The 24,656-nt window shown below is 59.9% G+C and carries 20 protein-coding genes and 3 pseudogenes; 11 read left to right on the top strand and 12 right to left on the bottom strand.

Features of this window, described 5'->3' with window-relative positions; all coding sequences use genetic code 11:
• Nucleotides 1–35: 35 nt before the first annotated feature.
• Both SBC1_RS35810 and SBC1_RS35805 read right to left on the bottom strand, forming a co-directional pair.
• Nucleotides 36–1,592, bottom strand: coding sequence for a sugar ABC transporter ATP-binding protein (locus SBC1_RS35810; RefSeq protein WP_241202507.1), 1,557 nt, complete (start codon nucleotides 1,590–1,592; stop codon nucleotides 36–38).
• Nucleotides 1,585–2,835 carry an ROK family transcriptional regulator gene (locus SBC1_RS35805; protein WP_165105470.1) on the bottom strand — a complete coding sequence of 417 codons (1,251 nt, stop codon included), beginning with the start codon at nucleotides 2,833–2,835 and terminating at the stop codon, nucleotides 1,585–1,587. The genes SBC1_RS35810 and SBC1_RS35805 overlap by 8 nt, the downstream gene beginning before the upstream one ends.
• A 1,080-nt stretch (nucleotides 2,836–3,915) precedes the next feature.
• Here SBC1_RS35805 and SBC1_RS35800 point away from each other — a divergent pair.
• Nucleotides 3,916–4,683: a hypothetical protein gene (locus SBC1_RS35800; protein WP_165105473.1), complete on the top strand. Its 768-nt coding sequence runs from the start codon at nucleotides 3,916–3,918 to the stop codon at nucleotides 4,681–4,683.
• A gap of 215 nt (nucleotides 4,684–4,898) precedes the next feature.
• Here the strand turns inward: SBC1_RS35800 and SBC1_RS35795 are convergent, their stop codons facing one another.
• Nucleotides 4,899–5,123: a CDGSH iron-sulfur domain-containing protein gene (locus SBC1_RS35795; protein ID WP_165105476.1), complete on the bottom strand. Its 225-nt coding sequence runs from the start codon at nucleotides 5,121–5,123 to the stop codon at nucleotides 4,899–4,901.
• 343 nt (nucleotides 5,124–5,466) lie between these two features.
• Here SBC1_RS35795 and pdhA point away from each other — a divergent pair, with 343 nt between their 5' ends.
• The 3 genes from pdhA to SBC1_RS35780 are packed head-to-tail and all read left to right on the top strand — an operon-like array spanning nucleotide 5,467 to nucleotide 8,648.
• Nucleotides 5,467–6,555, top strand: a complete 1,089-nt coding sequence (gene pdhA, locus SBC1_RS35790; protein ID WP_165105487.1) for a pyruvate dehydrogenase (acetyl-transferring) E1 component subunit alpha — start codon at nucleotides 5,467–5,469, stop codon at nucleotides 6,553–6,555.
• Nucleotides 6,548–7,528 (top strand): alpha-ketoacid dehydrogenase subunit beta, encoded by a 981-nt coding sequence (locus SBC1_RS35785; protein ID WP_165105490.1) that lies wholly within the window; start codon nucleotides 6,548–6,550, stop codon nucleotides 7,526–7,528. The genes pdhA and SBC1_RS35785 overlap by 8 nt, the downstream gene beginning before the upstream one ends.
• Before the next feature lie 4 nt (nucleotides 7,529–7,532).
• Entirely contained in the window at nucleotides 7,533–8,648 is a 1,116-nt protein-coding gene (locus SBC1_RS35780; RefSeq protein ID WP_165105493.1) for a dihydrolipoamide acetyltransferase family protein, read from the top strand.
• Between the two features lie 526 nt (nucleotides 8,649–9,174).
• On the opposite strand, the gene SBC1_RS35775 is transcribed toward SBC1_RS35780, so the two are convergent.
• Complete coding sequence (locus SBC1_RS35775; protein ID WP_241202508.1) at nucleotides 9,175–9,765, bottom strand: heme-binding protein; 591 nt, start codon at nucleotides 9,763–9,765, stop codon at nucleotides 9,175–9,177.
• Between the two features lie 632 nt (nucleotides 9,766–10,397).
• Between SBC1_RS35775 and SBC1_RS35770 the strand changes: the two genes are divergently transcribed.
• The 4 genes and pseudogenes from SBC1_RS35770 (at nucleotide 10,398) to SBC1_RS35760 (ending at nucleotide 12,946) form a co-directional block, all read left to right on the top strand.
• A complete protein-coding gene (locus SBC1_RS35770; RefSeq protein ID WP_165105496.1) occupies nucleotides 10,398–11,768 on the top strand; it encodes an MFS transporter in 1,371 nt (456 codons plus the stop codon).
• Complete coding sequence (locus tag SBC1_RS35765) at nucleotides 11,765–11,920, top strand: hypothetical protein (protein ID WP_206366213.1); 156 nt, start codon at nucleotides 11,765–11,767, stop codon at nucleotides 11,918–11,920. Before SBC1_RS35770 ends, SBC1_RS35765 begins: the two co-directional genes overlap by 4 nt.
• Nucleotides 11,921–12,437: 517 nt before the next feature.
• A pseudogene (locus tag SBC1_RS40265) lies at nucleotides 12,438–12,548 on the top strand (integrase); the annotation flags it as partial.
• A gap of 170 nt (nucleotides 12,549–12,718) precedes the next feature.
• Nucleotides 12,719–12,946: a hypothetical protein gene (locus SBC1_RS35760; protein ID WP_165105499.1), complete on the top strand. Its 228-nt coding sequence runs from the start codon at nucleotides 12,719–12,721 to the stop codon at nucleotides 12,944–12,946.
• 369 nt (nucleotides 12,947–13,315) lie between these two features.
• On the opposite strand, the gene SBC1_RS35755 is transcribed toward SBC1_RS35760, so the two are convergent.
• The 3 genes and pseudogenes from SBC1_RS35755 to SBC1_RS35745 all read right to left on the bottom strand — a co-directional run.
• Nucleotides 13,316–13,576, bottom strand: coding sequence for a transcriptional regulator (locus tag SBC1_RS35755; RefSeq protein WP_165105501.1), 261 nt, complete (start codon nucleotides 13,574–13,576; stop codon nucleotides 13,316–13,318).
• Nucleotides 13,577–13,753: 177 nt separating this feature from the next.
• Nucleotides 13,754–14,026, bottom strand: coding sequence for a hypothetical protein (locus tag SBC1_RS35750; protein ID WP_165989173.1), 273 nt, complete (start codon nucleotides 14,024–14,026; stop codon nucleotides 13,754–13,756).
• A gap of 263 nt (nucleotides 14,027–14,289) precedes the next feature.
• Nucleotides 14,290–14,912: pseudogene (locus tag SBC1_RS35745) on the bottom strand (transposase); the annotation flags it as partial.
• A gap of 677 nt (nucleotides 14,913–15,589) precedes the next feature.
• On the opposite strand from SBC1_RS35745, the gene SBC1_RS35740 reads away from it, so the two are divergent.
• Nucleotides 15,590–15,985 carry a hypothetical protein gene (locus SBC1_RS35740; protein ID WP_165989171.1) on the top strand — a complete coding sequence of 132 codons (396 nt, stop codon included), beginning with the start codon at nucleotides 15,590–15,592 and terminating at the stop codon, nucleotides 15,983–15,985.
• Between the two features lie 415 nt (nucleotides 15,986–16,400).
• Here SBC1_RS35740 and SBC1_RS35735 read toward each other — a convergent pair whose 3' ends face one another.
• The 3 genes from SBC1_RS35735 to SBC1_RS35725 form a co-directional block, all read right to left on the bottom strand.
• On the bottom strand, nucleotides 16,401–16,622 hold the full coding sequence (locus SBC1_RS35735) for a dodecin family protein (protein ID WP_165105510.1): 222 nt from the start codon (nucleotides 16,620–16,622) through the stop codon (nucleotides 16,401–16,403).
• A gap of 308 nt (nucleotides 16,623–16,930) precedes the next feature.
• Nucleotides 16,931–17,527, bottom strand: a complete 597-nt coding sequence (locus SBC1_RS35730) for a transposase (protein WP_165989169.1) — start codon at nucleotides 17,525–17,527, stop codon at nucleotides 16,931–16,933.
• Between the two features lie 144 nt (nucleotides 17,528–17,671).
• A complete protein-coding gene (locus SBC1_RS35725; RefSeq protein ID WP_165989168.1) occupies nucleotides 17,672–18,232 on the bottom strand; it encodes a transposase in 561 nt (186 codons plus the stop codon).
• Between the two features lie 2,125 nt (nucleotides 18,233–20,357).
• On the opposite strand from SBC1_RS35725, the gene SBC1_RS35720 reads away from it, so the two are divergent.
• Together SBC1_RS35720 and SBC1_RS40260 are read left to right on the top strand one after the other, a co-directional pair.
• The gene (locus SBC1_RS35720; protein WP_165105515.1) at nucleotides 20,358–20,504 is read left to right on the top strand and encodes a hypothetical protein; all 147 of its coding nucleotides are present in this window, start codon (nucleotides 20,358–20,360) and stop codon (nucleotides 20,502–20,504) included.
• A 143-nt stretch (nucleotides 20,505–20,647) separates the two neighbouring features.
• A pseudogene (locus tag SBC1_RS40260) lies at nucleotides 20,648–20,881 on the top strand (hypothetical protein); the annotation flags it as partial.
• An 849-nt stretch (nucleotides 20,882–21,730) separates the two neighbouring features.
• Here the strand turns inward: SBC1_RS40260 and SBC1_RS35715 are convergent.
• Both SBC1_RS35715 and SBC1_RS35705 read right to left on the bottom strand, forming a co-directional pair.
• Nucleotides 21,731–23,232, bottom strand: a protein-coding gene (locus tag SBC1_RS35715; RefSeq protein WP_371826772.1) for an IS3 family transposase whose coding sequence is annotated in 2 segments (ribosomal slippage) — nucleotides 21,731–22,801 and nucleotides 22,804–23,232 — 1,500 coding nt in all. Because the reading frame shifts where the segments join, the coding sequence is not laid out codon by codon here.
• A gap of 182 nt (nucleotides 23,233–23,414) precedes the next feature.
• The gene (locus tag SBC1_RS35705; RefSeq protein ID WP_165989166.1) at nucleotides 23,415–24,473 is read right to left on the bottom strand and encodes an IS630 family transposase; all 1,059 of its coding nucleotides are present in this window, start codon (nucleotides 24,471–24,473) and stop codon (nucleotides 23,415–23,417) included.
• Nucleotides 24,474–24,656: the final 183 nt, after the last annotated feature.

Below are 24,656 nucleotides of genomic sequence, written 5' to 3'. Positions count from 1 at the left end.
GATATTCGTGACGTCTGATTGGTTCGGTGTACGGATCAAGCTGCCTGGTCGACCGGCGGGCGGGAGCCCGTTGCCAGTTCGATGATGGCTTCCTGTGTGATCGGCGTGCCGGTATGGCCGCCGAGCTGGCCGGCGAGTTCGCCTTCGCGCATGACGAGCACGCGGTCGGCGACGCCGATGACTTCCGGTAATTCGCTCGAAATGACGATGATGCCAACGCCGGATCGAGCCAGCTCGTTGATGATTCGATAGATCTCGGACTTGGCGCCGATGTCGACGCCGCGCGTGGGTTCATCGAGGATGAGGACGCGCGGTTTCGTTTCCAGCAGGCGGGACAGCAGCACCTTCTGCTGGTTGCCACCGGATAAGGAGCCCGCGTTGACTTTCGCGCTTGCCACGCGAATGGAGAGCGCGGAGATCGCGTCGCGCGCTCGCACCGCACCTCGGGCAAGGTCGAGCACCCCAAGACGGGCATCGCGACCGCACACGGCAACATTGATGTTGTCCCGCACGCTCATGTCGAGGAACAGGCCTTGGCGCTTGCGGTCTTCAGTCAGATAGACCACGCCTGCATCGATCGCGTCGCGCGGCGAGCGCATGGCGAGCGTCTTGCCATTGACGGTAATATCTCCTCGAATACGCGGCTCGGCGCCGAAGATCAGCCGGGCCAGTTCGGTGCGGCCCGCGCCGACCAGCCCTGCAATTCCAAGCACTTCGCCCGCGTGAAGTTCGAAGCTGCAACCTTTGACGCGGCGGCCATCGGCGACATCGCGGACCGAAAGCACGACCTTGCCCGGGTCGTAGGGAGCATGCTGCTTTTTATAGAAGCCGGAAATATCTCGGCCGACCATCATTTTGACGAGGCTCTCGGCGGACAGATCCGCGCGATCGAGCGTGCCGACGTAGGCGCCATCGCGCAGTACGGACACACGATCCGACAATTCGTAGATCTCGGCCATCCGGTGGCTGATGTAGATGATCGCCAGTCCTTCGGCACGCAATGTCCGGATCAACTCGAACAGCCGGTCGGTTTCACGCGATGACAGGGGCGTGGTCGGCTCATCCATCACAAGGATCCGCGCGTTGGCGTGAACCGCCCGCGCGATCTCGACCAGTTGTTGCTCCGCTATCGACAGATCGCCGACGAGCGTCTGCGGCCGAAAGCTCGCGCCCAGCCTCTTGAGCACGTCCTCGCAGCCGCGCTCCATGCCCGCCCGGTCCACCAGCCCGAAGCGGCCGCCCTTGCGCAATTCGCGGCCGGCATGGATATTCTCGGCAACTGAAAGATTGGGCGCGAGGCTTAACTCCTGATAGATCACGGCAATGCCGATTGCTTTCGCTGCGAGCGGGCCGTCGATGCTGGTCACTTTTCCATCGACCAGAATCTCTCCGCCGGGATCCGCCTGGTAGGCGCCCGAGAGCACCTTCATCAACGTGGATTTGCCGGCGCCGTTTTCGCCCATCAGCGAGTGCACTTCACCCGGATAGACGGTCAGCGACACGTTGTCGAGCGCGCGTACACCGGGAAAGGTTTTACTGATGCCGCGCATGGCGAGGATGGGGGGCTTGGATTCAGAAATGAACTCAGGCATGGGCATGATTGACCTCTTTCGATTTCGCGCTGGCGCTCTGGAGCAACCCGGCGTTAGGCGAAAAGTTGAAGAACATAGGTAGCGTGGCCGCACCGATGGCGCCCGCATCCGATCCAAACGACCCCCGAAGAAGTGCCGGAACGCTGCGCGCTTCCGGCACCGTGGCCGTCATTGCGGTCTGCAAGCGTTCGAGCAGCGTGTCGAGGAGTCCGCTGTCAACATCCGCGTCGAGCACGATTGTCGGCACGTCCACCACGCACAACGTTGCGTGCAGCGCCGGGGCCAGTGCCTCCACGCAATCGTTGATCCACTCGTCCACCGCAGGCAGTTTGCGCTGGATGCAGGTGCTGAGATCGAAGCGATTTTGAATTGACTCGCCGCTATATCGCAGATGGCGCGCGAGCGCATTCAGCGACGCGCGCGACAACAGGATGTCCCATTGCCCGGCGGGTAGCGGGGCGGAAGCGAGGCGGCTTGGCGGCACCGGCATGATGCCAATATCCCCCGCGTTGCCAGTGCCACCGCGCAGGCAATCGCCATCGATCGCGATGCCGCCCCCGATCGCCGAACCGAGGAAGAGATAGACGAAGTCATGACACTGGCGTCCGCAACCGTAAAACAGTTCAGCGATAGCGGCCGCGTTGCCATCGTTTTCGCTAAAGACGGGAAGGTCCATCAGCTTGCTTAACTCGGCGGAGAAATCGATCTCGTCCCACGCCCGAAAGCGTTCAGCTGAAAGCCCAAGCTCGCGTGCCCAACTGCCCAGGTGGAATGGCTGGGCGATACCTATACCTGTCAGCCGTTGGCGCTCGCTAGGGGTAAGCAATGCCAGCATGTTTTGGATGTCGCGTTGAAGGATTTTCAGGACTTCGTCGGGGTGGGGGAGCACGCGGTCGAGCGTGCTGCGCGCCAGGACATCGCCAGAAAAATTCACAAGCACGGTTTCGATGCTGGTCCGGTCGATTCTCACGCCAATGCCAAACGCGCCGCGCGGGTTCAGCTGGATCAGCGAAGCGGGCTGGCCGCGCTGGCCTTCGAGCCGACGTCCAATGTGTTCAATCAGACCGGCCTCGTCCAGCGACGTAATAATGCTCCCGACCGCCGTGCTGGTCAGGTTGGCCTGGCGCGCGAGATCCGCCTTGGCAGTAGGTTGCGAGCGACGCAGAGCCTGTAGCAAAAGCCGCTCGTGATAGAGGCGCAAGTTTGCCGAATTGCTGCCACGTCCGATGTGGGGGCTTCTCACGGGTCTCCTCCTAAGGATCTGCTGAATAATTATTAAATCAACATGATTTATTTAATAGGGATTGTGAGTGGATGTATAGGAGGGAAATCCCGGAGAGAGTGCTGATTGGGGCATGAGAGTACCGCTCGCGGGTGCGGACCGTCACGGAGGGCGGTCATGGGCACCGCGCGCCTGCGTTGTCGCATGTAGTCAGGAGACTTGCGATGCCCGCCTACAATGCCCTGCCGCGCACTTGCCGTCTGGCTGGGAACATCGACGGTGTGACTGTGCAGCTCGCGGAGCGAGATCTGCAGGCAAAGTAACAGCAGCGCAAACCTCGCCAGCGGTCTCGTCACAGGGACTGTTAAAAAGCGTGGGGTTTGCGGCAGCGCTAGCATTAAACCTCGCCAGTGCCTACGTTGAGGTCCGCGATGAAAATCGTCGTTCGCGTCGAACTGATTACCGACTGGGGTGATGTAAATACGATCGAGGTGGGCCGCATCGACCGGCCAAGCCAAACACTCGATCCCAAATCTGTCGGGCTGTTATTGGCAGACGGAAAGCAACTGCTGCATAACTTGCAACAGGCGGTGATCCCTGCCCAGGCGGACGACATCTGCTGCTTGCGGTGGATCTGTCGACGATGCCATCAGTGGACGGCGTTGAAGGACTACCGGCGACGCAAAGTCGATACCGTGTTTGGGACCGTCAGCTTCCGCAGCCCACGCGTCGTGTCGTGCGCCTGTGAGCCGCCTTGGTATTCGGAGACAGCGTTCTGCCCGCTATGGCCGATCGTGCCGGAGTGGGCAACGCCTGAGCTGTCGGCCCTGCAGGCGAAACTCGCGGCGCAAATGACCTATCGACGCGTGGTCGAGATAATGCGCGAATTTCTCCCGGTTAGTGAAAAGATCAATCATGTGACGGTGCGAAACAGGACGTTGCGGGTTGGCACACGCATTGACGCCATCGAACTGCCGGGTGCGCAACCGCGGAATCCCACTACCGAATGGACCTTGGCGATCGACGGAGGGTTCGTCCGCGGAAAGGGAAAGGCAGAAACCAGGAACCAGGAACTTCGAAATTCTCACCGGACGTCTTGCCGTGCCGGGGAAGAAGCCGCGCGTCTTCGCGTGTGTGCGAAGCGAGTTGCCGGATCTGACCGAACGGCTCGCTTCGATTGTCCAGACGCACGCCGGGACCTCTCACCCACGACTCTCGGTAATCACAGACGGTGCCAGCGGGATCCAAAGCATCTATCGCCCGCTCCCGTTTAGCGCCACGCCGATCCTTGACTGGTTTCACATCTCGATGCGGGTGCGGTATCTCGAGCAGATCGTCAGGGGTCTGCTGCCACGGTCCGAGACCGAGCAGTACACGAAGGAAGCGCTGCAAACTTACGTCAACAAATTACGCTGGCGCTTCTGGCATGCGAACGCTGCAAAAGCGGAGCAACGAATGCGACAGATCTCGCTGCTCTGTCGCATCGTTGTGCCACAGACGCCGCGATTCGCGCGGAGCCTCGAGCAACTCGACTATCGCCTCGGCGAGTTGTTCGCTTACCTGGAAAGCAACCACGGCTCGACGATCGCCTACGGGAAGCGCCATCGTGAGCACAAGCCGATTTCGACGGCCATGGCGGAATCGGCGGTGAACCAAGTGGTCAATGCACGCATGTGCAAATGTCAGCAAATGCGCTGGACACCACGTGGCGCCCATCTGCTTGCCCAGGTGCGATGCGCGGTGATCAATGGTGATCTGGCAACCAAGCTTGCGGCCTATAGAGCGCACATCGACGAAGTACCGGAGGACGTGAGCCGCTTTCGCGAGTTCCTGCAGCGTGCGGCAGAAGCGGAACCCCACGCTTTTTAACAGTCCCCAATCCTGTCAGCCTTATCCCACCGCATTGCCCCGGCGTGGGCAGCGGACTTTGTATCACAGTCGTCGTGATGACTCTGCGACGGGGTGGTCCCTGATGCAGATGCTGCATATCGCCATTTATGCTGGCTATGCGAAACCGTGCTGATGGAGGATTTGCGCTCCTACTTGCAGGACCTCGTGCCGATGCTGTAGCCGTGCCCGGCGCGTCAAGGCGTCTGGCCTCCCAGCGGCTTCTCGTCGAGGTCGCTGGCAAACGCCGCTTTCTTATGCGAACCGTCGCAGAACGGTTTGTTGTTCGAGTGACCGCATCGACATAGCCAGACCTCGTCCTTATCCACGTCGATAGGCTTGCCGCCTTGCGTGGCAATCTTGAACTCGCCCTTGACGTGATAGGGGCCATCGTTGCGTGGAGTGATGATTGCAGTCGCCATGTGCGTCTCCAATGAGGGTGAATCGCGCGAACCCACAGATTGCCGGAGCACTCAATACGGCCGTCGGAATGCAGGTCCGAATTCAGTCTACATCCGATGCCGCGCAACCGCCGACCCGCTGCTGCATCGCGACAATCGGGCGGTCGATCCGTATTCCCGGCTACCTCGCTGCGTGTTATTGGTGAAGCGGGGAACTGGTCCCTTGTGCGCGCTTCCGTTGTCCAAAGTCTACTCTGCACGCGCTGCGGTTTGAGTGCGCAAGCGCAGCAGTGTTAGTGCGGTAGCGCGCGTGCGCGTGAACTCCTGCACGTATACGATATCTGAATGAACATGGAGAGCGGTCATGACCACGGCTGCCAGTTTTCATATCGGCTACACGCAATACCTTGGCCCCGACGGCGAGCCTGCTCAGCCGTTACCTGCCTTTGCACAGGACCCGATGGCGCTGATTCCGCTCTATCGCGCGATGGTGCTGACACGGGCGTTCGATACGAAGGCGGTCGCGCTGCAGCGTACTGGCAAGCTCGGCACCTTCGCGTCGTCGGTCGGCCAGGAGGCGATTGGCGTCGGCGTCGCCAGCGCGATGCAGCCCCACGACGTGCTGTTTCCTTCGTATCGCGATCACGCCGCGCAATTGCTGCGCGGCGTCACGATGACGGAAAGTCTGCTGTATTGGGGCGGCGACGAACGCGGCAGCGACTTCAGCGTGCCCCGCCACGATTTTCCGAACTGTGTGCCGATTGGCACACAGGTATGTCATGCCGCCGGCGCGGCCTACGCGTTCCTTCTGCGTCACGAGCTGCGCGTCGCGGTGGCGATCTTCGGCGACGGCGGCACGTCCAAGGGCGACTTCTACGAGGCGATGAACATGGCAGGCGTCTGGCAGGCGCCGCTTGTCCTCGTGGTCAATAACAACCAGTGGGCGATTTCGGTGCCACGCAGCCGCCAGAGCGCTGCGCAAACGCTCGCGCAAAAAGCGATCGCTGCGGGAATCGACGGGCTGCAGGTTGACGGCAACGACGTGATCGCCGTGCATCAGGTTGTCCACGCAGCGCTCGCCAAGGCTCGCCGCGGCGACGGCCCGACGCTGATCGAAGCGCTCAGCTATCGCCTTGGCGATCACACGACGGCCGATGACGCGACGCGCTATCGCGACTCCGAGGTTCTCAGCAAACAATGGGAATACGAACCGTTGCTGCGCTTGCGCACTTACCTGATGCGCATGAACGTCTGGGACAAGGCGCAGGACGAGCAACTGGGCAAGGCGTGTCTTGCGCAGGTCGAGCAGGCCGTCGACGCGTATCTGGCGGTACCGCCGCCGGACACGTCCGCCATGTTCGATCACCTGTACGAGACTTTGCCGTTGGCAATGCGTGAGCAACTGGCGATGGCACAGCGTTTCGCGCCTGCCACGGGGAACCGCCATGGCTGAGCTCAACATGGTCGAAGCGCTCAATCACGCGCTCGCCTACGAACTGGCGCACGACCCAGCCGTTCTGCTGCTCGGCGAGGATATCGGCGTGAACGGCGGCGTGTTTCGCGCGACGGTCGGGTTACAGGCTCGATTCGGAGCGCAGCGGGTGATCGACACGCCGTTAGCCGAAACAGCGATCGCCGGCACCGCGATCGGCATGGCGGCGATGGGCCTGAAGCCGGTCGCGGAGATCCAATTCAGCGGGTTCATCTATCCGACCATCGACCACATTCTGAATCATGCGTCGCGTCTGCGGCATCGAACGCGCGGACGGCTGACGTGCCCGCTTGTGATTCGTGCGCCGTGTGGCGCAGGTATTCACGCACCGGAGCATCATTCCGAGAGCCCCGAAGCGTTGTTCACCCACATCCCCGGACTGCGTGTCGTGACGCCGTCGTCCCCTGCACGCGCATACGGCTTGCTGCTAGCGGCGATCCGCGACCCGGACCCGGTGATCTTCTTCGAGCCGACGCGACTGTACCGGCTCTTCAGGCAGCCGGTGGAGGATATCGGCGAAGCGCTGCCGCTCGACAGTTGCTTTACGTTGCGCGATGGGTCAGACGTTACCCTGGTGAGCTGGGGGGGAGCATTGCAGGACGTGCAGGCCGCGGCCGATCTGCTCGCGCAGGAAGGCGTGATGGCCGAGGTGATCGACGTGGCGACGCTCAAGCCGCTCGACATGAACACCATTCTCGCGTCGGTGGCGAAAACCGGACGCTGCGTGATCGTGCACGAGGGCTCGCGTACCGGAGGGGTGGGTGCGGAGATTGCCGCCAACATCGGCGAGCGCGGACTTTACTCGCTGCTCGCGCCGGTGCAGCGCGTCACCGGATATGACGTGGTGGCGCCACTGTACAGACTTGAGAATCAATATATGCCGGGCACGGAGCGCATCGTTGCCGCGGTCAGGCAGGCTCTGGAGGCGTCGTGAAGCCATGAACATCTTTAAACTGCCTGATCTCGGCGAAGGCTTGCAGGAAGCAGAGATCGTCGAGTGGCACGTCAAAAGCGGCGAAGACATTCGCGCGGATCAACCGCTGTTGTCGGTCGAAACGGCGAAGGCGATCGTCGATATTCCGTCGCCTCAATCCGGCCGCATCGCGAAGCTGTTCGGTCAGCCGGGCGACATCGTGCATCTGGGTGAGCCGCTCGTCGCATTCGAGGGAGCGGGCGACGAAGCCGACGCCGGCACCGTGGTCGGCCATATGGAGGTTGGCCAGCATGTTGTGCGGGAAGCGCCGGCGGCGCTTGGCGGCAGCATGGGTGCGGGTGTCGGCGTCATCAAGGCGATCCCGGCGGCGCGGGCGCTCGCGCGCAAGCTGGATGTCGATCTGGCGATGGTGACGCCATCGGGGCCGGAGGGTGTCATCACGGCGGCAGACGTGCAGCGCGCCGCGAAGATACTCGCCGAGCTCGGGCCGCCTGAAGTGCTGCGCGGCGTGCGGCGCGCGATGGCGCAGAACATGGCGCGCGCACACAGCGAAGTGGCGGCGGCGACCGTCATCGACGACGCCGACATTCATGCGTGGGAGCCGCATACCGATGTCACGATCCGGCTGATCCGCGCGCTGGTGGCAGGATGCCGCGCCGAACCGGGACTCAACACATGGTTCGACGGACATACGGGACGGCGCCACGTGCTGGCGAAGATCGATGTTGGCATCGCCGTCGATCTGCCGGATGGCCTCTTCGTGCCGGTGCTACGCAACGTCGCGCTCCGCGACCCAGCGGATCTGCGCGGCGGGCTCGACCGGATGCGTGTCGACATACGGGCACGCAAGATTCCCCCGGAAGAACTGCGCGGCAATACGATCACACTGTCGAACTTCGGCATGATCGCCGGTAAATATGCGGCTCCCGTGGTTGTGCCGCCCACTGTTGCGATTCTCGGAGCCGGGCGCATTCACGAGCAGGTCGTGGCGGCAGCAGGCGTTCCTGCCGTGCATCGGATCTTGCCGCTGAGTCTGACATTCGACCATCGGGTCGTCACGGGCGGTGAGGCGGCGCGTTTTCTCGCTGCGACGATTGCGGATCTGCAGATGGCACAGTAGCCGTGCTCGCGTGTTCGGACGCTCTCGCATCGGCGACATCAGATGGCTGACGATCCGCTTTCTCAATGCCGTCCACGCGCCGGCCAATCCGGGCTTCGCGTCGATGTGGTATCCGTCGAATGGCAACGTCTATTTGCAGGAAATCGGAATGCGTGGTTCGCTGTTGGCCGAGCTCGGAAGTACATCATCGGACGAAGGTGGCCGAGATCGGACGGACTATCTATATTCGGGGAGGTGGGCATGAGAGGGCCTCCAGAACCGAACGGCATCAATGTGCCAACGTGGAGTTCGGTGCGTTGATTGTCGCGGCCCCGAGATAGACGGCAGGAGGGCGAGATAGTCTCGCGCTTTACTGCTCGAAGGCGACCCGTAGCGTGGAGTCACAGAGGGGACGATGCTCACGGGTAATGACCGGTTCGGAGAAAAGCGAGCGGACCATCTATACAGGGTCGACTTCGGCTGTTCGACATCGGACCGGGTTCGGCCATTTGCGTCGTCGTCGGCTGCTGCGTACAGTGGCGTCGCACTATTTGATCGTATCGGCGGCGGCCTTACACACAGACGCGTCCTGATCGCCTGTGCCGCCACTACAGCCGATGGCGCCGACAAGCTTTCCTCCTTCTACGAGCGGAAACCCTCCCGGCGATGCGACCAGCCGCGCATCCAGCGTGTTCACGTATGCGTGTCCGGTCTCAAACTGGTTGTAGAAGACCCGGGTTTCCCGACGAAATCTTGCTGACGTGCGCGCTTTGTTCGGCGATATCGCGATCGACGCGAACTGCGCACCGTCCATTCGTTCGAACGCGATGAGTTCGCCATGCGTGTCGACGACAGCAATGTTCATTTTCCAGTCGTGTTTCTTCGCTTCGGCTTCCGCAATCGCGAGCAGCCTCTTCGCGGTGTCCAGACATAGGGAATGTCGAATGGCATCTTGTCGGGTGTCCCGCCCGCAGAGGGTTGTGGGGGTAGGGTTTGCGCTGTCGCAGCGGTTGCCACGACGAGGCAGGCTGAGCACGCGATCTGGACGAGGTTTTGCATCGCACCATCTCCTATCGGTAGGCCGGATGGTTGCCAAAGTAACGCGGGGAGGGTCGGCAAGCAAGGGTCCTTTGCCCATCACCAGCACAAGGGAATTTGCCGCACAGTCCCAGCTGCGCCAGGCGACGAAACTCACGCTTCAGATGTGGCGATCGCAGCGCTCGTCGTTTCGCAAATGCGTCTACCTGATTCAGGCGAAGCAGTACTCTAGTGCGAGTGAAAGTACGGGACGTCTAGGGACTTGCCGGCTGTCGCCGCAGACAAATGACTGACGGTTGCACCTCGAAAGCTGCCGATCACCTGATGGGACATCCAACGGCAGATGTGGGTCGGCATCAGCCGACCGCAAGAGACGGCTGGCTTTCATTACCCGTCACCCGAGAAAGCGGCGTTCTCTTTGAAACTGATTTTGTTCCCTGCGAATAACCACTTGAGCGCGCCACCTGGTTAGGGATCGGGCACGATTTGGTCCTTGGATGCATGACGAGGCGGCGCGCGAGTTTCAGGCTTGGACGGCTAACCATTGCGTATGAATATGGAAACGACATGCTCGAAGGGCATGAGCGCGCCGCGAGGACCCCGGTTTGCCAGGTCAGTCGCCATGCTAATGATCGTGACGCGTGCTTGCCAGTCGCACCGGGCGCCACTGGAACCTCTCATCACGTAAATTGTCTATACGTAATGTCGTGCTGTTTTTGGGGAGGCTTCCAAATGGCCGCCACGCAATCAGGGGCGATGCCCCTCTCCGATGAGGACGCTCGGCGCCAGTTGCACCGCGCCGTCATCGCAAGCACGATCGGCACCACGATCGAATGGTACGACTTCTTCCTCTACAGTACGGTGACAGGCCTGGTTTTCGCGAAGCTGTATTTTCCGCAGTCGGCCCCGCTAGTCGGCACATTGCAGGCTTTTCTGATCTATGCCGTCGGCTTCATAGCACGGCCAGTTGGCGCGGCCATTTTCGGCCATTACGGCGATCGCATAGGACGCAAGGCCACGCTGATCGTAACGCTATTGCTGATGGGAATCGCCACGTTTGCCGTAGCCTTTGTTCCTACCTACGCGGTGATCGGCATCTGGGGCGCCGTCTTGCTCACGGTGCTTCGCTTCATCCAGGGTGTGGGCGTCGGTGGCGAATGGGGTGGCTCGGTCTTGATGTCGATGGAATGGGCACGCACCAACGCGCATCGCGGCTTCGTCGCCTCCTGGCCGCAGTTCGGGGTGCCGGCGGGACTGTTCCTGGCCAACCTGGCAGTGCTGGCCATGAGTCAGATATCTGGCAGCGGTTTCCTCACATGGGGCTGGCGAGTACCTTTCTTCCTCAGTATCGTACTGGTCGCGATCGGCCTCTACATCCGCTTGAATATTCTCGAGACGCCAATCTTCGCGCGGCTCCTGGCTGAGCGCAAGATCGAGAAGACGCCGATGCTCGAGGTATTGCGCCGCCAGCCGAAAGACATCCTTCTCTCGGCCTTTGCACGCATGGCCGAACAGGCACCTTTCTATATTTTCACGGCCTTTGTCTTCACCTATGGCGTTTCGACACTGGGCGTGACACGCAACCTTTTGCTGACGGCGGTGCTGGCGGCTTCAGTGCTGGAATTCGGTACCATCCCGCTCTTTGGCCATGTGTCCGATCTGATCGGGCGGCGGCGGATGTACATGATGGGTGCCGCCGCCGTCGGCGTATTCGGTTTCCTCTATTTTGCGATGGTCGACACCAAGGATCCGATGTGGATCTTCGCGGCCATTGTGCTTTCGCTGGTACCGCATTCGATGATGTACGGTCCCCAGGCCGCTTTGATCGCTGAATCCTTCACGGGGCGGCTGCGTTACAGCGGTGCGTCCTTGGGCTACCAGTTGGCTTCGGTCATTGCCGGCGGCCCTGCGCCGCTGATTGCGACCGCGCTCTTCGCTTACTACCACTCGGGCTATGCAATCGCGGGTTATATCCTGGCGTGCGCGGTGGTCAGCCTGATTGCCGCTTCGCGGCTAGGCGATTACACGAACAAGGACATCTCGCGGGAATACGACGACGCGCGGACTAAGGGCGACAGCGGACACGCGACCCCGGCTGCATGATCAATCAGCTTGCCGCTGCTTCCGCCAATACGCTGTTGATGGTCTACGGCGGAATCCTCGCCCACGGCACCAGCCTGACGGCCGCCGAATGCGGGCGCATGATTCCGCAACTGTCGGCCAGCAGCATCGGCCAGGCGATGCGCTGGCTATGAGCGACGGTTGGTCCACGCCTGCCAGGCGGCTTCTGATCGAGCTTGGAGAGGCAGCAGAAGATCCGGGACAAAGCTGAGTTGACCAACTGTAACGATGATTGATTGACCAAAAATCCGACTTGTCCATATAAATACCGATTTCGCGATGGCGAACGGTGGAGCGCGTTGTGTATTGACCCGTGGTTGGATGCTTCGTCTTTCGACAAAACTCTCTTTTCTTCAATAATTAAGAAGCCTAATAATGTTAAATATACCCGACGGCGGCGGCCTTTAGAGTTGCGAATTTCTTCACCCCGTTGACAGCGATTTGTGAAACGCGAGCAATGCTCTAACGTCCTTCGCAAACCGACGCGACCAATCGCACAGGCGTCGCGAATGTCGGAAGTTCGGCCTTATGAGAAGCTTTTTATAAGGCCGACAAGCGGACGATCGGATTCTGCGGGCGAATGTCCGGGTTGGGACGGGGAGTGCGGCTCTCAAAGCGCAGACTGGATCTCCATTCACGGATCGGACGGTCATGGAATTCATCGAACACAGCACACACCGAGGGCCCTGGAACAAGGGGAAGCTGACCAGGCAGAAGGTCCCGTTGAAGCTGAAAGAGATATGGGCCATCCGCGTGCGGCTGTCGTGGAAGTCACGACTTCTCCACTGCCTTTGGCACATACCTTTTGCCGTGGCGAGCGAGTCGTCCACCGCATCAGAGCCATCGGATCCAGATAAAGGCAGATAAGGCGACCTAAACGGACCAGCGGATTGTGCTAGATTGCTCCTACCACGCTTTCAACGGAGCTTCGCATGGATACCCATTCCATACTGGGCATGATTCACGCTGAGGAGGCTTTACTAGTCTCCATCGTTCGATCGTTGCCACCGGACATAAGGAGCAAGGTCGCCAACGACTTCCATGAGCAGGTCGAAATCGCCGAGACGTCACACTTGAGTTCGACAAGCGACCGCGAAACAAGCGAGGCGTTCAGGGCTCATGTCAGAAGGCTGTCGATCCTGCTTGCCTCGTTGTCTTAACGAAAAATCGACAAATCCGAGGCGGCGCATGCAGTATGGCGCCAAGACGTCAATTAAGTCCCGCGCGCATTGACTCATCAGAATTGCAAGTCGTGCTGACCTGTTGCCTCACGTAGTTTGCTACCCGTCGCCGTAGGCCGCGATAAAAACGTCACCGTTGCGACAATATGAATGTCACCAGTTGCTCGAACTGAAGGGATATGCCAATTGCGGAGTTCAGAATGCGACGTCGCCGGCTCCTCGCCGCGAACGACGGTAGGCGGCAACTTCGGCCGCTCAGCTGAAGCGCCGCAGCCAGCAAAGCGCGAGCTGAGCGCCGGCGCGCCCGGGTAACTATTTTTCACCTTCGCTCCAATGGCAAGCGGGATTTCATTCCGGTTTATCGAAAGCGCCCGCTTCGAGATCTTTCCTGAAATGCTGCAGCCAATCGCTTTCGTCGCCGATCGTGTATTCCCTCGTCACCTGCGTTGATAGTTTGGTAATGGTGGCATAGCCCCGTAGACCGAAATTCTCGTCGCCTTTTGGATCCGTCGTATCCGTCTCCTGAAGACCGAAATCATCTCTTGCCAGACCAATGCGCTGCAAGGTCGCGAGAAACTCCTTGTGTTCATCCGGTTCGATCAGTCGCATCTTCAGTCCCTCGTGTGTTCAATGGAAATATCGCGGCCCCGTGTCTCGATGGGCCGACGACTAGCGTTCAAGCGTAGCTATCGGGGCATGGCACCGATGAGGTCGGTTTCGTAATCGGTACGGCATGCCCTAAAGCTTGGGCCCTTTCATAATTTCCGACTCCATCGCAGCATTCCACTACTCGCTCACCTCGATGGCATCCATCTCTTCGTCAACGGAACCCTTTGCATGCTCGGCGGCCGCTTTAGTTTCGTCTGCCGGGGCGTCGAATCCGTCGATGTCGTCACTTGGGGGCTGCAGCATGTCCTTGAGCATCGCGCTTAGCTCCGGTGTGTTCCACGACACATCACGTTGCGTCTGCACCTTGATGTCGTGTCTCACTTCCGCGCACGCCTGCTCTGCGGTGAGGGGCAACCCCCGGAAGGTGGTTCTGGGGGCAAGATTTATCATGGCTTTCCCCGCGGCGCGGTCTCATTCAGAGTAACTCCGTTGCAGCCACGCGATGTCGCGACAGCGGTGCTCATGTCTGACGTTGAAGAGCCGATGCGGGAGGTGTATCGATGGCCGCGACTTGCCGAGGGCGTGTGGAGACGCGTTCTTTGGGTGCATTGCAGCACTGCGCATCGATCGCGGCAGGTTAGCGCAATTCACCAGGCCTAAGGCGCCGTATTGGTGGGCCCCGTCAGAATCAAATAAAAACACATTCCGCTGCTTCAAGCACTGGCCAGTCTCATTGCTTTTAGCATCTTGGTGACGCCGAGTATCCTGATGACTCTCTTCAGGTTGTACGCAAGTACGTGAAGGCTCATTTCGGTGCTCACCCGCTCTAGCGTGCGAGTCAAGAAGTGGGTCGATCCCATCCAGTACTTTAGCGTACCGAATTCGTGGTCAACCGTGCGTCGTCGGACCGTCATGGCGTCGGGCCGACGGTCGAGGTGGCGTTGCATGACTTCCAGTACATTCTCGTGCTCCCATCGACGAATGCGACGATATGGACTTGGCGAACGTTGCTCTTTCAGCGGACAACGTGGACACGCGCTGGTCCAGTACACCCGTAGATTCAATTTGTGATCGACAGTTGGGAACCGATAGATCGCCCGCTCGCCCGCTGGGCATTTGTTTTAGTCGTCTTTCGCGATGTAGACGAAGTCGTCTTTCATGAAGAGCTTTTTTTTCGACACGGAGGTCGATGGTTTTGGCGCGTAAGCCGCGATGCCCTCTGTATCACAGGCTAGAATCTCCGGACCGCTGAAGTCACCGTCAGTTGCGGTTTTCCCATCGCAGCCCTTGCTGCCAGCGCCATCTTGCTGAGTTGCGCTCGATCGTTGCCAACGGAGACCCTAAATACGCGTGTGGTGAGCTGAGGGCAGCAAAGCCGTTCGAACTGCCGCTAGGGGCTAGAAGAGAGTTTCTCCATCAGCCCTTGTAGCACGCTTTAGCCTGGCAGGATCGAGACCGTTCCGTTCCTCGCCAAGGCGCTTATGATGACCGCCTACCCGGTTGGCGAAATTCGACGACTGTTCACCCTCGAACGCTAGTCCGACGCGATTGACGCTTTGGCTTGAGGGTTCGAACCGGCCTCTGCAGGGGAGGTTTCACTCTTCGTTGTGCAAGACCGGTTCCGCGAAGGTAGAGTCGAAGGATAGTTGGAAATATTTTGCGTGACATGAAGCAGGTGCTTGTTGGGTGCGGCTGCAGCCGCACCCAACAGCGCATCTCGACGATGGCCTGCTAGCGAGCTCAAGACATTGGCGCCGGCTAGGGCCAGAAGACCGTGCTTGTCGAGTTGTGCCCGGCGAGCGAGGTCGGCTACCTCGGAAAGGAAAGCACCGCACGCGCCGATTCAATTCAGTCCGCGCTGGCGGAGCGCATGCCGCTGATAATGGACATCCCGGGGACTAGGCGGGCACTCCTTGCCGCCGGCCGGGCTACCGCGTAGACTTTTAGATAATCCGTATTGGCGGCCTCGAGGGCCGCCCCGCGGGATGTTGTTGCACTAGCAAGGAGCGCAGCATGAGCCTCCGGTCGTTCGAACACGCTCTCGCCCGGCTTCAAAAGGTCTTGGAACTTCTTGACGGAGCTGCTGCCGGCTCGTTCGCCGGGAAGGTAGCGGAATATTCTCAATGGCTTGACTCGTACAACAAAAACGGCATCTGCTTCAATCCTGACCCCGCTGCCTTTAACATTTTTGTCGCGCACGTTAAGGAAGCCGAGGAGTCGCAGCGACGCGGCGCGCTCAACGATGCACTTTGTGAAGCCTACGAAGCGATGCGTGGCCTGGCGAGCCCCGCGTTAAGGGCGGCCCGGTGCGACCCGCTTATGGACCTCCCCGGCGCCCCCAACGACTTGCTAGGTATTACTCCAGGCGTTCCGGGTAACTCGCGAACGGCTCCGGTTCCGCAGCAATAGTATGCTGCACTGCATATATTCGTTGAGCTTGACGGCAAGTTCGTTGACATGCGTGCCGGCTTTGATAGCGTCGAGCGTCTCCTCGATTTGATTTTCGACGAGACATTTTGTGCTTTGCTATCTTGCTCGGTTTGTCCGATGTAGACGCACGTGGCTGCTTTCGAGGCGACGGTGCGAAGGGAATGCCTTCAGCAAAGGTCGCCGCTCACGGTTCTCAGGGTTCCGAGCAATGCCTCGTCTGCACCGCCAGCAAGGTACGGCGTCTGAACGAGAGCGCGGTCAAAGTGCACCGCTTTGGATTAGCAAGGCAAGATCGCTGTGCACAAGCAGTACAACGGGCCGGAAGCAGACGCCCATCGCGCTTGTCGGCATGCTCAAGCCATTCTGCGGCGCTTTACCCCGCTGAGTCACCGGTTCAGGCTTCGTACTTGAACGACAAAGACACTCGCGCTCGGTATTCAACGACCTTGCCGCTATCGACCTTCATGTCGAGCTTGCTGACTTCGGCGACGCGCAAATCACGCAGCGACTTGGCGGCCGTTTCCACAGCCATTTTTGCCGCATCCTCCCAGGAAACCGGGCTCGTGCCGATGATTTCCGTGACACGATATACGGATTCGGTCTTCTTCTTGGCCATGTCCTCGCTCCTTCGGGTTAGGAGGTGCGAGTGACGCCCCTCGATGATTTCATCATAGGCCGTCTGCGTGGCAGGCGTCGCTCGAATTCGCAGTGGACGTTGGCTTTCGCCGGACTCCGCGAATCCAGAGATGGAAGCGAGCTCAACCGCCAGGCCCCTCACCAGTTGTATCAAGTTGCGGGCGCACTGGTGTCGCCTTTGGCTCGATTTCATTATGTCGCGACGGGCAAGAACAGGCCAATTGGATAGGGGTAGGAAACGGCGATAGCCGTCCCCTCTCTCCATGAACCTCCCGCGTTGGGCCGTTTTCAAGCTGTCTGAGAGACGGCGGGGACGGGAACAAGCTGGCGCCCCAACTCCCTGGCTAAGCGGTTGAGGGCGTGTTCCCTGTTTTTACGGACCTGTTCCTCATAGCGCGCGAGTCCCTTTTCAACGTAGTCGTCGCCCTTGACCATCACGCGCCAGAACCAGGCGGCGAGCTTGCGCGCGAGCGCCTTGGTGGCCACCAGGCCGCCGCGGCGTGCCGCGAGACGGCGGTAGAAACCACCAAGCGCAATATCCCTGCTGCGTACCAGGCTTTGCGCCATCATGCAGAACAGCTGTCCGGTCCGGTTGCGACCGCGCTTTACGCCTTTCCTGCGTTTGCCGCTATCGCTGCTGCCCGGTGCGAGTCCCGTCCAGGCGGTGAAGTGTTTTTCAGTGGGCCAGACGCTCAGGTCGGTACCCACCTCACCGATCAGTTGCAGCACGCCATAGGACGACAGCGCGGGCAGCTTCGTCAGATCCCGTCCGCCGCACATTTGGGCCAGGGTCTCGCGCAGCCTGGAAATTTCCGGCGCGTTGACGCCGGTCTGTCGGGTGGACCTGGGCAGCGGCGGCTGTGCCTCATCGTGCGGCGGCAGCACTGCGGCGATGCGCCCGTCGCAATCGGCGATGAGTCTGTGGTAGTGGTCCCAGGATTGCAGTGCCTGGCCGAGCGCGAAGATGTGCTCGTCGGCCCAGGTGCCCCGCAGGGCCTCGATGACGGCCTGTTCCTTTTTGCGCCGGATCTACACGTCGCACAGCGCGACCAGTGCTTCGGGGGAACGCTCGCCGGCCACGATCGCGCGCGTCACTGCCATGCCGCTGACGCCGGCCAGTGACAAGATGACATCATGCAGCTTGATGTTCATGCGCTCGAAAGCCTTTTGCATCAGTTGCACACAACCCGCTGCCGCCGCCACATGATCGGCGCGCAGGCGCAGGTAGTCCTGCAGCCGGCGGATGTCAGCCGGTGGCACGAAGCCGGCGTGCAGCAGACCATGCATGTGCAGCGTGGCCCCCCACTGGCTGTCAGCCATATCGGTTTTCCTGCCTGGCAGGTTGCGAGTCTGTCTGCCATTGACCATGCGCACGTCCAGACCGGCGCTTTCCAGCACACCAAACAACGGTAGCCAGTAAACGCCGGTCGCTTCCATGGCCACCGAATGCACGCCTTGTGCGAGCAGCCAGTCGCGCAACGCGTGCAGCTGCGACGTAACGGTACCGAACACTTCCGGCCGGTTGCCGCCCACCGAAACATGCATGTGCTCACTGCCGATGTCGACGAACGCGGCTAACGGATCGAGCATGGTGAACCTCCGCATTTGGGTACCACAATGCGCGCGGTGGCCCTGGCCCGGTCACGTCATAGGAAAAACAAATCTCTCCAGCGGGAAGCAGTGCTCACCAGAATGTGCGACTGAGCGCGACCGGAGCTATTCTCCCGCACGGGCAATCGGACAGTTGTCCGATGCACCAGAGGGGCCTCAGCTACGCTGCCAGGAACCGCTACGCGTTATCTGAGGATAGACGATCCCCGGTTCATGGTCCGTGTGCGGTTTTTGCAAGAAACTGGAGGCTCCCTCCGAACCCGGTGTGCGGTTTTCCCCTACTAAATGTGCTCGATCACATTTTGCGATATGTGGCGTTGGCTCAAATGTGGGCTTGCGGCGCCCGAGCCGGGATCCTGACAGGATCAGACCGGCTGAACGCCACATAAAAGCCCGCTACAAGGACCGGAGAAACGCCATCAGTACGGGGTCTTTGGTCCACCGCTTGTTCGCTTTTCGATCGCTCGATATATTGAGCCTCGCCAGAGCGTTTGCCTTTGTCTCCAAATCAATTTCGGCGGAAATGTTGGTGGTGTCAATAGAGACGTGACCGAGCCACGCTCGTACGGTGTTGATATCCGTTCTGATAATCATATAGTCGACCGGAAGGAGGCCGGCTATATGATTACCGTGAATGCTAGAAACACGCGAAATGTGCCGTGGCATGAACCGATTCAGTCATGCACAAGCGCAATGTCGCAATTTTTCCAACAACCTTCACTTCCGCGTTTTCACGGCCTAAAGTTAAAGCGCTTTCTTAGATTTTCGTTGCGGTGCTGGAGGAAATTATGAAGCGCATGACGGTGCGACAACTCGTTCATCACTTATCCAGAATCAAGCATGCCACTCGCTGCAGTGCGCTCCGCGCGGCCGCGACTGGTGGCTCTGAATCGGAAGAGCATTTAGAAAAAAACGAAAGGCGTCGCCGGTTCACGTTGACGTGACTGACAAAAAGCGTCCCGTTGAGCGGTTCCGGTGACGCGCTCCGTCAGATCATCGGGCCCGACGTCTTTACATACTCAGGTCGGAAAGTGACTGCCGACCGACGGGATGACTCCTGTGCTCGTCAACCCACGGTGCGTCGTCGGGGGCTGGTTGCTCGTGCGCTAGGCCGTGCGATGACTCGCACTCGTGCCGGCTAGTCGGCACGCATTGACGACATCTGGTTCTCCAGCAATGCGCGAAGCTCGCCCGAGTCGAGTCGTGTTCCCCAGTTGCGAGCACCGGCGACCGACGCGATGGCCATCCACGAATTTGGCGGAAACCACTCGCACACGAGAACTCCCTCTTGAAGGATGCGAAGACGACCAGTTTGCTCGCAGCAGTCGGCGCACATCTCCGTGTCAGCCAACTGCGCGTTAACTCGAAGGCTACAGGTTCGCAACATTGGTCTCTCCAGTGAAGTGAGGTGTTGCCCGCCTCGACGCCTGACACTACCGCTCGCAATTCAAGGCACGTCGGAGCGAAGCAACCCCTCTGTTGGACCAAGTCCCACGCGCTCTTCTGCGCGCTCGATGCGCTCTACCTGCTTCCAGTCATTAGGACGGCGCGACAACAGAGCGTTGGCTCGCGGCGACCGCCAGCTCTTTCTCCTTTTCCTTGGCATCGTGATTTCCATGATGCAATCGCCGACCGCCCCGATTACGGCATGGTGGCCTGCGGACATGACTGGCCACACCGCCGACCACTGCGCCCTTTAGACATCCCGCTGCGTGTGCCGAGCCGAAGGACATGCGCAACGTCAGCGACGATACTGCAGCGACCACAATCCGTGTGTTCATTCGCAGCGCCAACAAGATGTTCGAACTCGGATGTCGTCCAGTCAATGGAGTCTATGTGTGGCTCGCGCTCACAAGTGAGACCGGCCTGCGAGATTGGTAACACGCCGTTACCGTCCCGGACTGCCTTGGCATCACTCGATTCACGTGGTCGTGAGACTCATACCAACGCCGTTGCGTACCCATCTCTGCGTAATTCCGAAATTCATCCAACTCGAAATATCCGGTTTCAGAACTCACAAAACTAAGGTCAACATCGTGGTCGTCCGCGACGTTGAGGAGATGAACGGCGAGATGCCGTCCCCTCAACTGAATAGGAGACGAACATGCAAAACGTTGCCTACAAACTCGCCGCTATTGCAGCACTGGCCATGCCATTCGCCGGCACCGCGTCGGCGCAAACCAGTTGGAACGCGACGCATCCGCGCCGTGCTCATGATGAGCCGGTGCTGGCACATGCGACGCGAACATAACGTGCTGATGCAGTGCCCCATGACTGACTCGCGTCAATGTTTCTGGTCGGGAAGGTACGGTCCGGTGGCGGAAACCATCCGTCTTCCGTCGCGACCTGCGCTCGTTCCAACGCCGGTTCTTTCCGAACTTACTGGAGCTGAACATGAAAAGCACGAGTGAGCAGTCCCTGCGTTGTCAGGTCGAAAAATGGCTCGCACCGGCCCCCGCGACACCGGTTCACGTGACGGAATTTAGTCGCACGGGTTTTAGCCGGAGACGCTATGTTTGCGTCGAAACGTCGTTATCAGTCGGGTCGCGCGCGTTGTTCTTCTTTCGGCACGATGACGGCAGTTGGTACGTGTTTCCGCCTACTTCCGACAGGCGGAAGTTGACCGCAGTGCGCCCGGTCGCGCAGATGGTGCCGTCGGCGTTCAACGAGACGCAACAACCTATACAGGAGGCTTCGCCTTGCTCGCAACACCCGCGTTGTTTGCCATGCCGACGTCATCAACAAAAACCTTAGAACGGTCCTTCACGCTTGCAATCGAGGCAGGGGCCGGGCATGGTCGCTCGATGTGACGCCAGTCCTTCGGACGCAGTACTTTGGCGGTAACTTGCCCCTCGCGCTTACCGCTTTCGCTTCTCCCTTTGCCGCCGGTTTTACCACTGCCTTGTTGGTAGCCGTCTGCCTTTCGCGTGAGCGTCGATATCCGTGGTCGCAGCCCGTGCTGTTCCATTAGCGAACGAATGTCATCAAGTACAGCGTGCGCGCGCTTCGCGACTATCGATTCGGCTTGCGGTGTTCCAGGGTAGCCGTCGTCGACTCCTCAATTCGTTTGATTGGGGGCGCACTATGCCGTGTCAGAACAAGGTCTCCTGCGCCGCAGAGGCGGGCCCTGGTGGGCCTTCAACTACGAGGCCAGCGTCCCTCAAGAACGCGAGCACACTTCGTGGTGGAGCGTGCAGCTTCCGGGCGAGTGTCACAGCATACTCGCCGACCGGGACACTCGGATGGCAGTCATCGAACGATTCGAGAAGCTCCTGGACGAGTTCGATTGGTACCTTAAGCCCCGCTTGTACAGACAGGACGCGTAACTGGCTCGCCGACAGCCCTGCGTGCCAATATGAGATGCGACACCTGCCTTGGACCAATTAGAGTACAAAGGCAGGATGCAATTCATGGCCAATCCGATGAAATCTGTAGTGAAGCCCGTACCCCAGTCCGCTGAGCTGGAAGCGGAGCGTGTCAATGAGTTTGCGACACCTGGGTGTTTACATTCAATGAGCAAGCGTCAAGTTTTATGCTGGTTTGGGATTCCTTCTGTTTGGGTGGGTTGATCCATGCGGCAACGGGCAATTCAGGTGGTCGCGGCGCGACACGCTTGAAACGCTCGGGGTGGGCCAGAAAGGCGGCGTCCAGGGTGGCGCAGCGCGTTCTGGTGAGCTCTTGAGCGCGGCCGTAATGAACGGTGTGCGGGGTCATGAGCGCGATCCCTGAATGACGATGCTCGGTGTTGTACCAGGCAAAGAATGTCTGGCAGTGCGCCCGGGCGTCCTCGATGCAGCCGAAGCGATCCAGGAAGTCAGGACGATATTTAAACGTCTTGAAGTGCGATTCGGAGAACGGGTTGTCATTGGAAACATAAGGCCGACTATGAGTCTTGATCACTTCCAGATCGACGAGCAAGGCAGCGACGGTCTTCGAGCGCATGCTGGTGCCGCGATCGGCGTGCAGTGTGAGGCAACCCGGTTCGATGTTTTGTCCTGCGACGGTATCGGCAATCAGCATTTCGGCCAGTTCAGCAGTCTCGCGGGGAGCGATCATCCAGCCGACCACGTAGCGGCTAAAGATATCGAGGATCACGTACAGATGGAAGTACGTCCACTTGCCCGGACCCCGTAACTTGGTGATATCCCAGGACCACACTTCATTGGGCTGCACCGCTAACAGCTCCGGCCGGGTGTAGGACGGATGAGTCAATTGTCGGCGCCGTTCACGTACCTGGTCGGCGCCGGCGAGCAACCGGTACATGGTCCGTACCGAACTGAGATAGACGCCCTCATCGAGCAGAGTGGCGTAGGTTTGCCGCGGTGAGCAATTGGCGAAGCGCTCGCTGTTGAGTGCATCGAGCACGCACCAGCGCTCGATGTCGCTCAATGCCAGAGGAGGCCGGGGACGAACTCTGGGCGCAACGGGTTGCGCGACCAGATGACGCGCCGCGGCGCGCTGTCGGTACACGAGTGAGCGATCGATGTTCATGACCCGGCACGCACGAGCCACCCCGACATCCGGCACCAGGAGGTTCACTCCGTCCAGGCGGAGTTGCCATCCGTGTCCTCTTCGTTTTGCAGGGCTATTAAGGAGGAAACTTTTTTTTGAACGTCGATGATCAACCGCGCCTGCATAAGCTGTCGCCGCAGACGATCGTTCTCGCGTGTCAGCGCGGCCGTTCGACGGGTCTCGGCGATCACAGGATCGGCCTTGTGTCCCCGCTTGCGCGGATCGAGACCGGTCTTGCCCTCAGCGGCACGACGTTTGCGCCACGCTGCCAGATTGGACGAATAGATGCCTTCGCGCCGCAGCAGTGCGCCGATCTGCCCCGGCTCGCTACAGCGGTCAGCCTCGGCCAGGATGCGTCGTTTCTCGCTGGCAGAGAATTGCCGACGTCGGGCGATCGCCACCACCTCGGGCTGCGCCGGAGCCGCGCTGGAAGTCGCGTCTGCGCTCGCCCTGCGGGCTCCCTTCAACGCGACTTCCAGCTCAGCGCACTGGGGTACGGGCTTCACTACAGATTTCATCGGATTGGCCATGAATTGCATCCTGCCTTTGTACTCTAATTGGTCCAAGGCAGGTGTCGCATCTCATATTGGCACGCAGGGGTTCGCTTGCATGATGTTTCGCGGTTAAGGTAGGCATGGCAAGTTCCAGTTCAAGATGCGCCAGTTTGCAACGGATAGCCCCGGAAGGTCCATTTGAAGGGGCGCGCTGCCTGATTGCGCTCGCGCAGATGCGCGGTGCTGGTGTGGCTGGCATGGCGCAGCACCCGGCGGGTGTAGAGGGCAAACCATAGTTCGATCTGATTGACCCAGCTCGCATGCAAAGGGGTGAAGTGGAAGTGAAACCGCTTACCATGCCTCGCGTTGAACGCTTGCCACACGGCGTGTGCGCGATGCGTATTCAGATTGTCCCAGATGACATGCACCTGTTTGCCAGGGTACGCGTGCGCCACGCTCTCCATGAAGGCCACCAGATCGTCCTGCGTGCGCCGCTCTCGGCAGCTCCCCAGCACCTGTCCAGTATGAACATCGAGCGCGGCAATCAACGCCTGGGTGCCATGACGGATATATTCAAACTCACGACGACGCAGCCGTCGCGGCCCGGGCGCGCGTCCCGGATACTTGCGCTCGATGGCCTGAATGCCGGTTTTCTCGTCGATACTCAGCACTACCGCGTTCCTGGGTGCGCGGCGATACAGTTTGCAAATTACATTGACCTTCTCGCGAAAGGCCGGATCCGGACTGTGCAGCCATTGTTGGACCCGGTGCGGGCGAATATCGCCGGCCTGCAAAATACGCTGCACATGGCTGCGGCTGATATGCCCGACAACGCCACGCTCCACGGCGCGCACCACAATCTCATCGAGCGTCGGCGTGACCCGTCCCTCAGCTTCCTGCGCTTCACACGCCAGCGCGATCAATTGCAGCCGCGTTTCCTGCGTGATGCGCGCAGGACGACCACTGCGCTCGCCTTCCCGAATACCTTGCACACCTTGCCGCGCAATGCGCTTGCGCCACAGGCTGACCGTTTGCACGGACACGCCCAGTTCCTGCGCAATCATCGTATTAGAGTGGCCCTCATGAGCCAGTAACGCGATGCGCGCCCGCATCACATCTCGCTGTGCGGCCGTCTTGCGCCCGATCAGTGATAGCAGTTCCTGTCTTTCTTTCTTCGCCAGCTTCACTGGCGTTGCATGACGGCCTCGGCTCATCCCGCCATGATAAAAACAGACCGTTAAATATTCAACTTATTTAAGGGATGTTGTACTAGTAGCCCGCGACGCGCGTGCAGCATCGGCTCTTGCACTCAGGCGGTGCGTATCGCCACAAAAACTTCATTGAATGGCGAGACTGGCTGGCCGTTAACAGAGGCTTGTGACGTCGAATGAGCTTGA

This window comes from Caballeronia sp. SBC1 (assembly GCF_011493005.1).
GTDB lineage: Bacteria > Pseudomonadota > Gammaproteobacteria > Burkholderiales > Burkholderiaceae > Caballeronia.
This window is presented reverse-complemented; position numbering and strand designations above follow the sequence as displayed.

Coding starts and splice junctions, on each gene's coding strand:
- SBC1_RS35810 (WP_241202507.1), bottom strand. CDS start 1,592: ATGCCTGAGTTCATTTCTGAATCCAAGCCCCCCATCCTCGCCATGCGC.
- SBC1_RS35795 (WP_165105476.1), bottom strand. CDS start 5,123: ATGGCGACTGCAATCATCACTCCACGCAACGATGGCCCCTATCACGTC.
- pdhA (WP_165105487.1), top strand. CDS start 5,467: ATGACCACGGCTGCCAGTTTTCATATCGGCTACACGCAATACCTTGGC.
- SBC1_RS35785 (WP_165105490.1), top strand. CDS start 6,548: ATGGCTGAGCTCAACATGGTCGAAGCGCTCAATCACGCGCTCGCCTAC.
- SBC1_RS35780 (WP_165105493.1), top strand. CDS start 7,533: ATGAACATCTTTAAACTGCCTGATCTCGGCGAAGGCTTGCAGGAAGCA.
- SBC1_RS35775 (WP_241202508.1), bottom strand. CDS start 9,765: ATGGGCAAAGGACCCTTGCTTGCCGACCCTCCCCGCGTTACTTTGGCA.
- SBC1_RS35770 (WP_165105496.1), top strand. CDS start 10,398: ATGGCCGCCACGCAATCAGGGGCGATGCCCCTCTCCGATGAGGACGCT.
- SBC1_RS35765 (WP_206366213.1), top strand. CDS start 11,765: ATGATCAATCAGCTTGCCGCTGCTTCCGCCAATACGCTGTTGATGGTC.
- SBC1_RS35760 (WP_165105499.1), top strand. CDS start 12,719: ATGGATACCCATTCCATACTGGGCATGATTCACGCTGAGGAGGCTTTA.
- SBC1_RS35755 (WP_165105501.1), bottom strand. CDS start 13,576: ATGCGACTGATCGAACCGGATGAACACAAGGAGTTTCTCGCGACCTTG.
- SBC1_RS35750 (WP_165989173.1), bottom strand. CDS start 14,026: ATGATAAATCTTGCCCCCAGAACCACCTTCCGGGGGTTGCCCCTCACC.
- SBC1_RS35740 (WP_165989171.1), top strand. CDS start 15,590: ATGAGCCTCCGGTCGTTCGAACACGCTCTCGCCCGGCTTCAAAAGGTC.
- SBC1_RS35735 (WP_165105510.1), bottom strand. CDS start 16,622: ATGGCCAAGAAGAAGACCGAATCCGTATATCGTGTCACGGAAATCATC.
- SBC1_RS35725 (WP_165989168.1), bottom strand. CDS start 18,232: ATGCTCGATCCGTTAGCCGCGTTCGTCGACATCGGCAGTGAGCACATG.
- SBC1_RS35720 (WP_165105515.1), top strand. CDS start 20,358: ATGCAAAACGTTGCCTACAAACTCGCCGCTATTGCAGCACTGGCCATG.
- SBC1_RS35705 (WP_165989166.1), bottom strand. CDS start 24,473: ATGAGCCGAGGCCGTCATGCAACGCCAGTGAAGCTGGCGAAGAAAGAA.